This window comes from Streptomyces sp. NPDC006872, assembly GCF_040635845.1.
GTDB lineage: Bacteria > Actinomycetota > Actinomycetes > Streptomycetales > Streptomycetaceae > Streptomyces.
Genome location: NZ_JBEYIL010000035.1, coordinates 1 through 13,501, shown reverse-complemented (window position 1 = coordinate 13,501; position 13,501 = coordinate 1). Strand labels below are relative to the sequence as shown.

Sequence of the window (13,501 nt, the reverse complement as noted above, 5' to 3'; positions counted from 1 at the left end):
TCGAGACCGGGCCGGCGTCTTGGTGACGCCGGCCCGGGCCATCGCCCTGCGTATCCACGCAATGAACGACTGCCCCACGCGTGGGGAGCGCGGCACCCCGGTCGGCTCGCTGCAATGACCGCAGGAGAGACCCCCGCACGTGCGGGGAAGGCCAGGGGTTGACCAACCCGGCCTGGTGTGGCTGGGACAGACCCCCACGTGTATGGACAGGTGAGCTCCCCGCGGTACGGGAGGAACGGCGGAAGGGAGAAACCCCCACGTGTGGGGACGGAACGCGTGCGGGTGCAGGCCAGTCATCTTTTCCATGAAAAGACTCCCACGAGAGCCCGAGCCCCGACAGCTGTTCACCGCGAAACGTTTTCCCCGGGGGCTCCGCCCGCCGGACCCGCCAGAAGCTCTGGCCGGATCAACCGCGCCATCATGCACGCGCACCAGCGGTCGCCAATGACACGTCACATGGGCACCGCGACCGAGACCTGGCCTCTGTAGGAGACCGACCGGCAACGGCGGGCGATCCTCGCCGCGGCCGACGGCTCCTGGTGGGCACACCGCGCAAGTCCAGCCGCCAGCTGTCCACCGTCCAACTGGCCGTCGAGGCCGGGGTGAGGTAGCGGGTGGTCGCGTAGAAGCACACCGATGTGCGGGAACACTTCCAGCGGCTGATCCGGGGGCCCAGAACATCCCCGCTGCTGCCCGCAGGACCCACGACGCGCACGAGAAGCTCAAGAAGGACCACGGCAAACTGCGACGCCACTGCGCGGGCCCCGAAGAGCTCGTCCAGACTTATGCTCACGCGATCAACGAGCTTGCCCGGGAGAACCAACAGCTCAAGGAGCAGATCGAGGGTCTTCCGGGCAATGTCCGCCCGCTGACGAGGAGTCGGCGTCGCGAACCGGTACGCGGTCACCCTGCGGGCGCGTCGAACAGTCCCGGGGTGTCGGGCAGGGCCGGGCCGATCCCGAGCTCTCGCCGGACCCGGTCCACTCTCGTCTGCGGGAAGATCCCCAGCCGCAGCCAGAAGCCCGTCCCGGCATCCTCGTCGGGAACGAGCCACACGGGCACGTTCTTCAGCAGGCCCCGCAGGCACATGTCGGACGTCCCGCCGGACCCCCCGTCGAAGTGGTCGTGGAAGGCCACGATCAGGCGCGGACGTTCCTGGAGAAGCATCCGGGTGTTCCGCTCAGGCCCGGCCATCCGCCACTGGTTGGGCCGGGCCCGTCGCTCGGCCTGCCAGTCCACCGGATGGCAGCGGTGACGATCAGCCCCGAGGCCATGTTCGTCACACCACTGGTGAGCAGCTTGATCAGCGCCGGCGGCCGCTCCTTCGATCACGACGAGTCCGTCGCCGTGACGCCTCGCCAGCCGGTCCAGCACCGTGGCGACGGTCGTCGGCCACGGCCACCGTCGGCTTCCGCAGACCAGCACCCGGGGCTCGGCCAGTTCCACGGTCACGCTCCTCCAGCTTTGGATCCAGCTCGTCGGTCCGCGTGTTCGTACTCATCATCGGTCAGCTGGGGACGTTGATGCGTACTCGGCCATGGAGCGAAGTTCGTACGCCGTCACGGGCGGCACAAGCCGCGGAAAACTCAGGTGCTGGCCGCGTTGCCCGCTCACTACCGTGAGGAACCGTCGGCCGAGAGCCGAACGGAATACGGAAGGCAGACGGCGATGAAGCGCCTCGAACTGGTAATCGTGCAATTTGAAGAGGTCAAACACCTCATCGAGGTCGGACGGGTTCCTCAGCTGCGGCTGGCCCACATCCTGCTCGACAGCGCTGTCGCATCTTCACCTGCAACGGGACCGTGAACATCGGAGACGCGGATGCACGAAGCGTTCTCATGCTCTTCGTCATCGCCAACGCCTGCATGGAAGCGCCTGATCCCCGCCAATCGCTTCTTCTGTGTCTACCCCAGCAGCACAAGCGGCAAGGTCAGCGAACAACTCTGCTCCTTCAGCAGGCGACTGACGCCGTCCAGGTCCGTGATCCTCTCGTAGCGCGCGGCTGCTCGAAGCGGGCCGGAGAACGTGGCTGCCGCCGAACTCGGTCGCGGCTCTGCAGACCTACCTCGACAAGGCAGCGAAACTTTTCCACGGCTACTACCGCGAGGACCTCCTCGTCCGCGCCATCGACGCCCCGGACACCAGCCTGGAGCGATGGAAAGCCGGACAGGGGCAGCCCGCCAAGACCGTCACCATCGCCACCCAGGCTCAGACCGTGCACCTGGGACCCAGATACCGCGGCAAACTCGGCACGAAGACCGTCGTCGTCCTCGACGACTCCACGACCCACGGCATGTCCCTGGAATGGGCCCGCATCCTGCTGACCGCAGCCGGAGCCCAGCGGATCGTCATGCTCACGGTCGGCAAATACGGCAGCCGGCACACCCGCTATGAGCTCAAAGATCCCAGTGTTCTCGCGCCGTACCAGCTCAACTCCCTTACGGCCGACGGCTTCACTGCGACGCCGTTGAGCCCCGTCGCCGATCCGCACGCCCAGGACCGCCTGTACCAGCGGATCGCCGCCGCTCTTGACTCCTCTCAAGCCTGACGTCGTGGCCGCATCTGCAGCACCGTCAGCACGCTGCCGCTCACGTCCTTGGAATGCGGCAGGACACCACTCCACCACCCATCCGTGGGGACGACGCTCGACGCTCCACCAGGCCGGATGCCAAGTCGGCGAGATCCCCCACACACGCATGGGGACGGGCCTCCACCAAGGTCGCGCGGATCATCGTGCCCGTGGACAGACCCCGGTCTGCCGACCAGGCCGGATTTTCCCCGGAGACTCTCCCAAGCAGACAGGGAGAGCGTCGAGTGCACCTTCGGCTCGATCAACACCCTGGAGAGACCCTCGTGTATGGGGATGGGCGCTACGGTGCTGGACAGGCCGTTGGGTCAGGACCGCTTGAGCGTATCCGCCAGGATGTGAGGGGCGGACGGACCCCCAGGGGTGGGAAGGGAGCCGGCCAGCAGGAGGTTTCCCACCCGGGCTCTGGACTGACCCCCACGCGTGGGGACTGGACGACACCTCCATCCAGATGGCGATCATCTTCCCGGACGGACCCTCACGAGTGGGGACTGGACCCCGTACGGCAGCGGAGCGTGGCTCAGGCGGCGGACTGACGCCCACGCGTAGGGACTGGACGTGACGGTGCCGTCCTTGATGTACCGGGCGAGGGACTGACCCCCACGCGTGGGGACTGGACTCTTGTTGACCCGCACTGTCATTGCCGTGCGGAGGCGATTTTACTGTTGTTTGTGCGGGGGTGAGGGGGTGTTCTCTCATCCTGTGCACGTACTGGGGCTGCAGGAGAGAACTGACGGGTACGTCGACTGTGTGCGGGGGCTGCTGTGGTCTGGCAGGGGGCGGGTGGCCCCGGCGCGGCGGCCGTCCGGCGCTGAATTGCCGAAGGCGGCGCCGCCCAGAGCCGACGCAGCTTCTGCGGCCCGCCGCACTCAACGCACTCGAGACGTGAAGCCAGGCAGTGTCCCGCCAGCGCACTCTGAGCAGACAGCCCACCCCGGAGGTGCAGCTACCCACCGCCGACGAGTTCCTGGCCCTGCTTCGCCCGGCGGTGACGCATCTGCTGACCGAACAGCACGGGTTCACACCGACGATGGCAACGGCCATCGTTGAGGCGGGCATGGCGCAACACCCGCCGCTGTGAGCCACCGCCGCTACAGACGGCAGTGCAACCAGGGCAGAGGCCCCGCGGGATCTTCCCCGGCCCTCAACAGCCACGGGCGAAGAGTGAAGATCGCCGCCATGTCCTACGCGCCGGGCCGGCGGCGGTTGCCCCGGGATGAGGAACACCGGCCTGTGCAGAAGAGCCGGACGGAAAAGAATGGGGTGTCCTGAACCAGATGCTGGACCGTCACTCGTGTGATGCCGTTAAACCTCTGGGGTTAAATGTGCATAGCGTGTTGACTGGAAACCCCTTCCAGGATATTCAGGGTCTACTGTCACACTCGCTTCGTGAATTTGATGACGATACGCTTACTGCTCTCTCCGGTTACCGGTTGGAAAGCAGTGCGCATGATGCACAAGTCGGGCTGGGCCCTTTCGTTCGATGCGGCCTGGAGGGCCTCACGCATCGCCGCCCACCCCGATGAGCTGGGCTATCGCAACGCCGGACACCGTGCGCCCCGTATGCAGGAACCCCGGGCTGCGCCGGCATCCCGCCCGCCACGTGAACCGCACTAGTCACACTGACATCTTTGTTCGGCATCAGCCGTGAGCCGCTCGAATACTTTCGCACACGATTTCGGACACCAAGAAGAAAAGGCTCGAACCGGGACGCGGTCGGCTGAAAAGAGGCAGGCGGACGTCCTGCATGGGTATGAAAGAATCTCGTTTCCTCGACGCGTTTGCCATCCGAGGACACGGGGGATTTCCATGCCTGATACGGCCGACCTTTCCATGATCGCCACCAGCGCTCTGCCCGCCGCTTTCACCTTCCTCTTCCAGCGGCTGGATGTGGCGCTCGATCGCTGGCGTTCTGGCATCGAGCCAGAGGCGGAGCGTGAGCCCGACGTCCCCGCCGAGTTGGTGGGCGGCCTTCAGCTGCCGCTGCGCATCGACACGGGCAGGCTCGCGGACCAGGCACCCGCACTGGAGATCCTCGCCCTTGCGATGGCGGCCTACGGACAACAGCCCAGTCTGATCACCGGCGACAACACCAAGCTGCTCGAGACCCTCGCGCGGGTACGCACAGCACTGGAGGACGTCTACGGCCAGCGCTTCACCTTCCAGGGAGAGACTCGCGGGAAGTCCGGGCCCCTGGCCGACCACCAGTACGGCTCGGTGGCGGGCGAAGTGACCGGCCTGGCAGCAGGAGAGGCCATCCGCGGTTCCGTCGTGAGCAGGATCAGGGCGGAACGCGTGGAACCCCAAGGCCGGATCACCGGCATGAAGGCGCCTGTCATCGAAGACCGCGGCTGACGGATCGGCACCGCCCCTTCAGCCACGGCTATCTGTCCGTTCACGACACACAGGAGCCCTCATGGCCGAGCCTGCCCTCGACGCCCCCACCGAATCGACCCCGGCCACGCGAGACGAGGACAGCGCGAGCGGCGAACCCGCCGTCGAGCAGCCCGCATATGCGCCCTCCGCGCTTTCCGCCCCTGCTGCCGAAAGCCCGCAACGGGACCTCGGACCCGATGCAGCCCCTTCAGCGGCAGCCGGCAGCCTCACCGGTACCGCGACACCCGAGGAGCAGCCGACGGAGGCGACGACTGCCCATCCGCCTTCCACGCCGGATGACCACCCGGCACAAGGCCCAGGAGAACCACAAGCCGGGCCAGCCCCGGACACGGCCGACCCCGCCACCACCAGCTCCGCACCCGCCGACCGTGACGTTGTCCCGAGCGCCGGCGAAACACCGCCTCCGACACCGGCGGTCCGCGCCCCGTACGCCAGCGTCCACGCCGACACCAATCACGGCACCCTGATCGGCCAGCTCTTCGAGGCCGTGCAGCGCCACAGCGGCGCACCTCTGCCCGATGCATGGGTGCAGCGCGAACTGGCCAACTACCTGCCGGTCGGCAACGAGAAGGACCTCGCCGCGCTCCTGGAGGAACACCGGGTCCTCGTCCTGACCGCGGATCACCTCGGCAGCGGACGCTGGACGACCGCGCTCCGCCTGCTGACCACCGTTCCCGGCGAATCCTTGACCGTGCGCCGGATCCGCCGAGACCCCGGTGACAGCTTCAGCACCGAGGGACTCAAAGGCAAAAAGCACACCGGATGGATCCTGGACCTGCGCGACACCGCAGAAAACATCCCCGCCGCCTGCGACTTCGGCCTCGAACTCTGTCACCACGACGACCTGCTCGCCGACGGCTCCTACCTCATAGTCATCGCCGGCACAGACCTGTGGGAGCGCACCGGACTCGGAGCCGGCCATCTCGCCCGCACCCCCAAACCCCCCGAGCCGGCCGACCTGTTCACCCACTACCTGCACTCCGCCGGAATCGACAACCCGCGCTCATGGGCGGACGACCACCGCCTCCGCCAAGGCCTGAGCCACCTGCGCCCCGGACAGGTCGCCGACTGGGCCAGGACCCTCGTGCAGGCCGAGGCCCAGTACCGGGCCGCCACCGGCCGGGGCACACAACCAGGCTCCGACGGGTTCGACAAGGTCATCACGACCCTCACCAGGGCAGCATCAGGCTGGATGGACGTCCTCACCGACTGGCACTCCGAGCCGGGCCGCACCAGCTACGACCGCAACTACCTCCTTCTGGCCGCCGTCTACGACGGCGCCGCCATCGACAACGTGCACGAGAAGATCGCCTCACTCGCGGTGGCCTTCAAAGAGAAGGAAGAAGGATCAGCACGGCCCACCGGCCAGCAGGGCCCGGGACTGATCCAGCTGGCACGCCAGATCGACGCCGAACCCCTGCCCGACGGCACCCTGCGCTTCGCCGGCCCCGCCTACGCCGAGGCGGTCGTCCGCTACTTCTGGAGAGACCGGCCGGAACTCACCGAAGCCTTCACCAAGTGGACCGCCAGACTGTGCCTGGAACTCAAACCGACCCCACGCACACAGCTGGCCCAGCGCATGGCCCCCTGGATCCTCCACCACACCCAGGCGGCCCGCTCCACCAGGCTGCTGCGCCTGGTGGCCGACGACTGGGCGCAAGACGACATCCTTGCGCAGCACACGCACGACATCCTGGTCGCGGCCATCCTCGACCCCCAGATCGGACAGCTCGCCCGGAACGCGACCAACCGGTGGGCCGACAACGACGACAGCAGCCCCCGCCTCCTGCGGACACTGGCCAAGGTGTACCAGACGCTCACACCGGTGAACCCCGAACAGATGCTGCGCCGCCTCGGCGGCCTCGCCCTCTCCTCCGCCCGCTCAGCAAAGGAAGAGGTCGCCGAAGCCGTCGGGGAAGCCATCGACGTCCTGTGGAGCAACGACAAACTCCGCCCCCAGGTCCGTGAGACCCTCGGCCTCTGGTTCGCGAGCGACAACCAGGGCCTTCAGCACTCCGCATCGAGCGCCTTCCTGCACCTGGCACTGCAGAAGGATCCGTCCGGGGCCCCCGCGCTGCTCGCGGCGGACGAGACCGCGGTGCCCGACTGGGTGGTCCGAGGATGGCGCACCGCTCTGGAAAGCGACCAGCCCAGCCCTCTCGCCCACCGCGCAAGCTCCGCCTGGCTGGACACTGCCGCATCACTGCCGGATACAACCGAGCAGATCACCACCACGCTGGCCCGCGCGGTGCACGACACGGCCGGCGACCGGCTGCGCGGCCTGCGCTTCCTCAACCTCGTCCGGCTCGCCGAGCGCTGGCTCATCCAAACCCAGCCCTCCCGGCAGGAACACTGCAACAAGATCCACACCGTGCTGATGCAGCAAACCCAGTCCGCCGACCCCCGACGTCTCCCCGGCCCAAGAGACCACGAGCCTGCCGGTGAATAGGCGCTGGCCCTGGTCGCGGCAACAGGAGCTGTTCGCAGTGGACTTCACCGCGCCGAGCGCAGACCAGGGCCTCTGCTTCGCCATCAGCGCGCAGGGCCAGTGGCGTGACGCCGGCCGCCACCACGACCCGGGCGCTGTCGCCGCACTCCACATCATCGATGAGGTCACCCCGCTGGCGGCCGCCAGCCCCCTTCTCGCTCCGGTGATCTTGCAGCATCGGGTCAACGCGCTGCTGGGGCATCCCCGGCGACTGGCCGGAACAGGCATACGCCTGAACTGGACCACAGTCCACGTGCACGTCGACCCCGAGGACACTCGCACAGCCCACACCCGTACACGCCTTGAAGCACGCAGACGGGCGGAGTGGGAGGCGAAACAACTACGCATGGCCCAGGCAGTCGCCTACCGCGACCAGCTGCGGGAGGACCCCACCCTCGTCCTCGCGCAGATGCTCCTCGACGCACCGCAGACGGTCACCGACCAGACCATCTCGCTCATCCCGCGCATCGCGGAGCAAGTGGCCGCGCACGCACCCGGCGCCACCTGGGTACAGACCGCGCGCCTGCTCGACGCCTGGTTCAGGGACATGGCTCCTGACGCCAAACGGTTCATCATCGACCGGCTGTGCACGGTGGCCGCGGAGTTCGGAGGCGAATACCTGGCCGAACAAGTCGAGAAGGCTCATCGGTCGGACATCCCCGACAGTCCCGCAGCCACCGCAGAATGAGACGCTCCCCGACATCTCACGCGCAGGGGCTGGACGTGCGCGAGCAGACCAAGCGGGCGCGGGAGGAGGGCTGACCCCCACAGGCGGGGCTGGACTGGGTCGCCAGCCACAGTGAGACCGTCCGCCGGGACGGACCCCAGGCCGTGGGGAGGGACGCAGCGGTGGTTCAACTCCCCGGTCATCTGAGCGGCAGACCCCCACGATGGGGAGGAAACTCCTCACGGGACAGGATGCGGCGTTCGACGAGCTGGTGGCCGACGACAGACCCCCACGCGCTGTGAGGAAGACCCGTAAACGCGCTGCACGTTTACCGCCGCGCAGGACGCACCCCCCACGCGCGGGGAAGACCTGACCGGGTGGGCGGTCGAACTGGGGGCAGATCCCCTTGCGTAGGGGAAACGCGGCCCCGCACAACCTCCGTACTGTCATGACGGACTGACCCCCACGCATGTAGGGAACGCACCTTCCAGCACCGGACGATTGAGGCGCAGGCAGACAGACCCCACTCCTGTAGGGAAGACCGCGTCTGCCGTGCGGCCTCAAAAAGGGAGCCGCCTGACTATCGCTCAGCTTAGGTGTGCGAGCGGCTGCGGTGCCCACGGAATGGAAGAGCCAGCCCAGTCCATCTCCGGCGTCGCAGAGACGGGTCGGTTCTCCGGGATCGGGACGAGCCGGCATTCAACTGGTGAACCGTCTCGTCGCGTGCGGTGAGGAGTGCTCCTCCGTCCAGAAAGCGGGTGCGGGCCGTCGTGCAGCATGACGGCGGCACTGCCGGTTCGATGAGCGTCGACCTCGGCAGCCGTGTCGCGTCGCTGCGGGGCCGGCTCGGACTGGGCGTTGTAGCCGTTGCCGGAGCGGGTTTGTCCTTCCTTGCTCTGCCCGTCGGGCCAACCGCGAAGGGTGCATGTGTGACCATCACCATGACCGGCTGTTGTGTCGGTGGGGCCGCGGGCATTGTGAGGGCACGCCGTCACGGAGCCGGCCTGGTTTGTTGGCCTACGTGCGCCGAAGGGCTCGACGCGGCACGCCCGTGCGCACATGCATGAGGCAGGGACGGTCAGCGTTGCTCGACGGCGATACGGGCCAGAAGCTTCAGCAGGGGCAGGTCGGCCGCCACGGCATCGACGGTGTTACCGAAGTCGTTGAGGATGAGGTCCTTCTTGCCATGTGCGAGGCCGTTGCGGATGGCGTACAGATGCTTGGCGATGTCGACGCCCGCTGTGGTCAGGGCCTCCACCCGGCCGAGCGCTCGCTCCTTGAGCACGGAGAACACCTCGACGGGCTCCTCGGAGTGTTCCGGGAGGAACGCCGGAATGGTCAGCAGCTTCCCGAAGTCGTACAGCTCGAGGGAATCGAGGTGGTCGTTGATGAAGCTTATGCCGTTGTCGCTTCGCGGTGCCTCCAGCACGCGATACAGCCCCAAGTACTCGGCGAGCAGATCGACATGCCGGATGGCCATGGCATACAGGGCAAGAGGTTCGGTGCGGCCCGCGAACCGGTGGCTGAACCGGGTCAGCGGATCGTCGTACGTGCTGTACCGCAGCCGGAGCGCGTCGGTGTAGCGGATCTCGTGGGCCTGCTGGGCGACGGATTCGAGGACGTCGGCATACGTACGATGGGCCGAGACCCACGGTCGGTCGTGCCCGATCGGCGCGTAAGGCGCGACGGCCGGTTCGTGGAGGGGAGCGACGGCGGTGGGGGAGTCGTGGTCGAACGCGGTGCAGTCTGCGATGAACAGCACGTCCTCGAGAGAGGGCGCTGCCAGGGACGCCTCGTAGAAGCCTTCCGTGGTGAGCGGAAGGGGTACCAGCAGCCCGAACGGCGAGAGCTCTTGCATGCCCCACTTGCCATCGGCCTCGAACTCTTCGATGCCTATGCCGGGCATGCGAATGCCGTAGGCGAGTCTCGTCCAGTCGACCCCCCGCACCATGCGGTCAGCATAGGCGGCCCGTGCGGGCGGTTGACGACAGGATGCCTTCACCCGGGGTTCCCCGATTGCGGCAGGCATGAGCGTTCCCGCTCTCAGGGCCCTGACCGGCATGCAGCACACTCCTGGGTGAAGCCACCTACGGCCGCAGCCCCTGCCCCCTACGCGCGTAGGGAGAAACTGAGTCTCCGCCCTCCGGCGGTGCTCTCCGCAGGACAGACCCCCACGCGCGCGGAAGGCAGGTGGGTTCTCAGAACGGACAGGTAGGCGCCGGACAGACCTCCACGCCAGGTGTGGAGAAAACCTGGACCACAGCACCGCCATGGGCATCGTGGCGGATAGGCATCCGCGCATCGGGAAGATCGCGGTGATGCCGGCTCCGAGCGCAGCGACGACCAAGCCCGGTTGATACCAAGTCATGGCGCCAGCACATCGAGATCCGCTCGGTTCGCGAGTGAGACAGACCCCCGTGCACGCGGGGAAGGAAGGCCTTTCTGCTCTGCATGGGGAGTGAACGGCATCCTGCCCGCCATCAAGCCCGGCGTACTGGACACACCCCCACAGACGGAATGTGGAGAGAGAACCCGTGCCCCTGCCACAGCGCGAGCTGTATGGGAGACGGACCTCCACGTCTGGGAGAGCGCAATGCCGGCATCGACGTCGCTACCACGCCCCTGGGCAGACCTCCTGTATGCAGGAAACGCCGGACGGCCGCCAGGACGACATGCGGCAGGCCGGGCACGGGCGGCTGCCTACGGCGTGTGTTCGGCTGAGGCAATGTCCTGTCCGCAACATCGAGACGCTTGCCCGCTTTCGTAGGGTTCTGATGGCTGTGCGTGCCGCCTCGGCGTCCGCCGTCCGAGGGACGGGTTCGCTTCAGCAGCGGCCTGTGCGTGGGGACGACGGTGCGGGTGATGCCGACTCGTGGAGAAGACGGTACGACCCCCACGAACTGCCACGGCCGGCCAGCAACGAGAACGTGGCTGGGATCCTGAGACATGAGACTGCTGTGTGCGAAAGAGCGCCTCGCACGAAGACGGTACTACCCGTCACAGGCCTGTGAGTTGGTATGAGCGAAAGCGAAGGAAACTGAACCACAGACGCCGCCCGCCGCCCGCCGGCCCCCCGCCCGGTGTGCGCTCTCAGGAGATGGAGACACGGGCGCCCCCGGCCAGCACTGGCACGCGCCGTTTCGACGTGGGCCACGACAAGGACACGGACCACGGTTCACCGGTGTGGGGGATGGCCAGGACCCTGCCCCGGCTGCTGTCCTGGCTCGGACAGCGGGGAGGGCCTGCCGGATGGGCGTGGCGGAGGACAGCCGTGCGGGCGGTCTGGATCTGTCGCCGTGGGGCAAGTACAGCCTGCGCTACGGCCTGGCCTACCCGATGCTGTTCCATCAGTTGGACGCGGCCGCGGTGACGGGGGAGTTGTGGGACCGCTGCCTCACGCCCGCGCAGCGCCGGGTGGTCTGCCGCGGCCTGGCTCTGGACGAGGCGGCCGCGCGATGTGAGGCGATGTTCCTGGCCGGGGGCCACGACATCGGCAAGGCGAGCCGGTTCCAGCGTTGCGAGCCGGGGGCGTGGGCGCTGGTCGGCGAGGAACTGCGCGCGGACGCCGGGCCGTGGCGGCTGATGCCGCACGAACGTGCTTCCATGCACGCGGCCCTGGGAATTCTGGCCGATCTCGGCTACCGGCTGGGAGGCAACACCAGCCCGGCAGTACGCGCGGCCCAGATCCTGGGCGCCCATCACGGCCGCTATCTGCAGTGCGACGTGCGGGGAGCGGCCGACCCCGAGCGGGTCCGTCTCGATCTCGGCGGCCCGTTGTGGCAGGACCTGCGCCGCCGCTACCTCGCCCAGATCCGCTACCTCACGGGCGCGGCCGCCCCGCCGGCGCGGATCTCCGCCGAGGCTGCCGTGCTGCTGTCGGGGCTGATCATGGTCGCGGACCGGCTGGTGAGCCAGCCCCATGTGTGGATGCCGAAGGCCATGACGCCGGCCTCGGGCGCTCTGGAGCACTGGATCGCCACCCGCCGCCCCGCTGACGCCGACGCCGAGGAGGGATGGGCCGCCGCTGTAGTGACCGAGTCCGGTCTCGAACGGGTCGACCTGCCACACGTGCCCTTCACCCAGGCTCATCCGCACACCACCGGCCCGAACCATCTGCAGGCCTCGGTCATCAGCAGGCTCGAGCCCGTGGTTAAGGAACAGGGAGCGGGCATCGTGGTGGTCACCGACACCACCGGCGCCGGCAAGACGATCACGGGACAGGAGGCCGCCCGCATCTTCAACAGCTCTGGATTTAACCCTTCCGGATGGCGTTCGGCGGGCGTGTTGACGCCGCTCACAGCCGGGGCACGGTGTCCTGCGCCGGCGAAGGCTGAGCGTTGTCATCGAACGTTGACCGACGTGGAGCGCTGACGCGCCAGGTACCGCGGGGTCGCTTCCCTGCCGATAATGCCGCCATGGATCAGGGATGGGCCGCCGTGGCGGGTGCCGGTGTCGGCGTTTTAGGAGCCGTGATCTCAGGCTTGGTCTCCGCGACAGCACTCCGGCGACAGTCACGAGACCAACTGGCCGGGACGCACGCACAGTGGCGTCGGCAGCTGCGCCGAGATGCCTACGTGGCGTTCCTCAATGCGGCTCATCGCTTCCAGGCCGAAGCGCGCTCCGTGTCGCCATCCCTTGGCGGGAGCCAGCTGGAACCGGTCCAGCACGGAGCTGAAAACCTGCGATCCGCGGAGACGGCCCTCCTGGAACGAGCGCAGGTTGTCGATTTGGAAGCGCCCAACCAGGTTGCCGAAGCCGTAACGGACCTGCTCGCGAGGGCCAAGCAGGTCATTGCCGACGTGGACATCTGGCTGGAGCTGGCTGGGCGCGGAGACTCAGCCGTGGGGGCGTATCACAGGCGATATGCCGAAGATCGAGAGATATTCAGTCAGAGTGTCGACACGCTCCGAGACAAGATCCGTCAGGATCTCCGGCACCTGTGAAGACCTGCCATCGTCGATCAAGCTTCGATGACACATGCACAACCTTCGCCGGCACCGGACACACGGCATGGACCGCGCCCGTCTCCGGAGCCCGATAGCGTCACGTGAAGGCGTCACCCCGTGACGCCTTCTGAACGGGAAAGCCTCTGCCGGTACGCCCGCGTACGGCAGGCCGCTGAGCAGTACCGACGGGAACGCCGACTGTCCTCGGGCAGCGGAGCACCGCACTGGCTGCACCCTCGAACCTTCTTCCTGGCCACGCCTCCAGGGTCCTCCCCAGGCCCCCGCTCGCGGCCGGGAACGGCACAGCCGGGCGAGCACGTGGACGCGCGCCCGCAGCTTCGGGCGGATCCGCCCGAAGCTGCGGGCCGGGACGTCACGCCGTCGCCCACTCAAGCCCGAGGCCGGCCAGCGCCTGG

General features: G+C 67.8%; 10 protein-coding genes. 8 read left to right on the top strand and 2 right to left on the bottom strand.

What is annotated here, in order from left to right; translation table 11 throughout:
- Positions 1 to 903: 903 nt before the first annotated feature.
- Entirely contained in the window at positions 904 to 1,446 is a 543-nt protein-coding gene (locus ABZ725_RS50365; RefSeq protein WP_358809104.1) for an SLOG family protein, read from the bottom strand.
- Between the two features lie 144 nt (positions 1,447 to 1,590).
- On the opposite strand from ABZ725_RS50365, the gene ABZ725_RS50360 reads away from it, so the two are divergent.
- The 6 genes from ABZ725_RS50360 to ABZ725_RS50335 all read left to right on the top strand — a co-directional run bounded on the left by ABZ725_RS50360 (position 1,591) and on the right by ABZ725_RS50335 (position 8,160).
- Positions 1,591 to 1,806, top strand: coding sequence for a hypothetical protein (locus tag ABZ725_RS50360; protein ID WP_358809103.1), 216 nt, complete (start codon positions 1,591 to 1,593; stop codon positions 1,804 to 1,806).
- A gap of 409 nt (positions 1,807 to 2,215) precedes the next feature.
- Positions 2,216 to 2,548 carry a hypothetical protein gene (locus tag ABZ725_RS50355; RefSeq protein WP_358809102.1) on the top strand — a complete coding sequence of 111 codons (333 nt, stop codon included), beginning with the start codon at positions 2,216 to 2,218 and terminating at the stop codon, positions 2,546 to 2,548.
- Between the two features lie 937 nt (positions 2,549 to 3,485).
- Entirely contained in the window at positions 3,486 to 3,668 is a 183-nt protein-coding gene (locus ABZ725_RS50350) for a hypothetical protein (RefSeq protein WP_358809101.1), read from the top strand.
- A 728-nt stretch (positions 3,669 to 4,396) separates the two neighbouring features.
- On the top strand, positions 4,397 to 4,942 hold the full coding sequence (locus ABZ725_RS50345; RefSeq protein ID WP_358809100.1) for a hypothetical protein: 546 nt from the start codon (positions 4,397 to 4,399) through the stop codon (positions 4,940 to 4,942).
- 61 nt (positions 4,943 to 5,003) lie between these two features.
- The gene (locus ABZ725_RS50340) at positions 5,004 to 7,433 is read left to right on the top strand and encodes a hypothetical protein (RefSeq protein WP_358809099.1); all 2,430 of its coding nucleotides are present in this window, start codon (positions 5,004 to 5,006) and stop codon (positions 7,431 to 7,433) included.
- Positions 7,434 to 7,470: 37 nt separating this feature from the next.
- The gene (locus ABZ725_RS50335) at positions 7,471 to 8,160 is read left to right on the top strand and encodes a hypothetical protein (RefSeq protein ID WP_358809098.1); all 690 of its coding nucleotides are present in this window, start codon (positions 7,471 to 7,473) and stop codon (positions 8,158 to 8,160) included.
- A gap of 1,057 nt (positions 8,161 to 9,217) precedes the next feature.
- Here the strand turns inward: ABZ725_RS50335 and mauJ are convergent.
- On the bottom strand, positions 9,218 to 10,090 hold the full coding sequence (gene mauJ, locus ABZ725_RS50330) for a methylamine utilization protein MauJ (RefSeq protein WP_358809097.1): 873 nt from the start codon (positions 10,088 to 10,090) through the stop codon (positions 9,218 to 9,220).
- A 1,298-nt stretch (positions 10,091 to 11,388) separates the two neighbouring features.
- Between mauJ and ABZ725_RS50325 the strand changes: the two genes are divergently transcribed.
- The gene (locus tag ABZ725_RS50325) at positions 11,389 to 12,510 is read left to right on the top strand and encodes an HD domain-containing protein (protein WP_358809096.1); all 1,122 of its coding nucleotides are present in this window, start codon (positions 11,389 to 11,391) and stop codon (positions 12,508 to 12,510) included.
- A 44-nt stretch (positions 12,511 to 12,554) separates the two neighbouring features.
- On the top strand, positions 12,555 to 13,082 hold the full coding sequence (locus ABZ725_RS50320) for a hypothetical protein (protein ID WP_358809095.1): 528 nt from the start codon (positions 12,555 to 12,557) through the stop codon (positions 13,080 to 13,082).
- Positions 13,083 to 13,501: the final 419 nt, after the last annotated feature.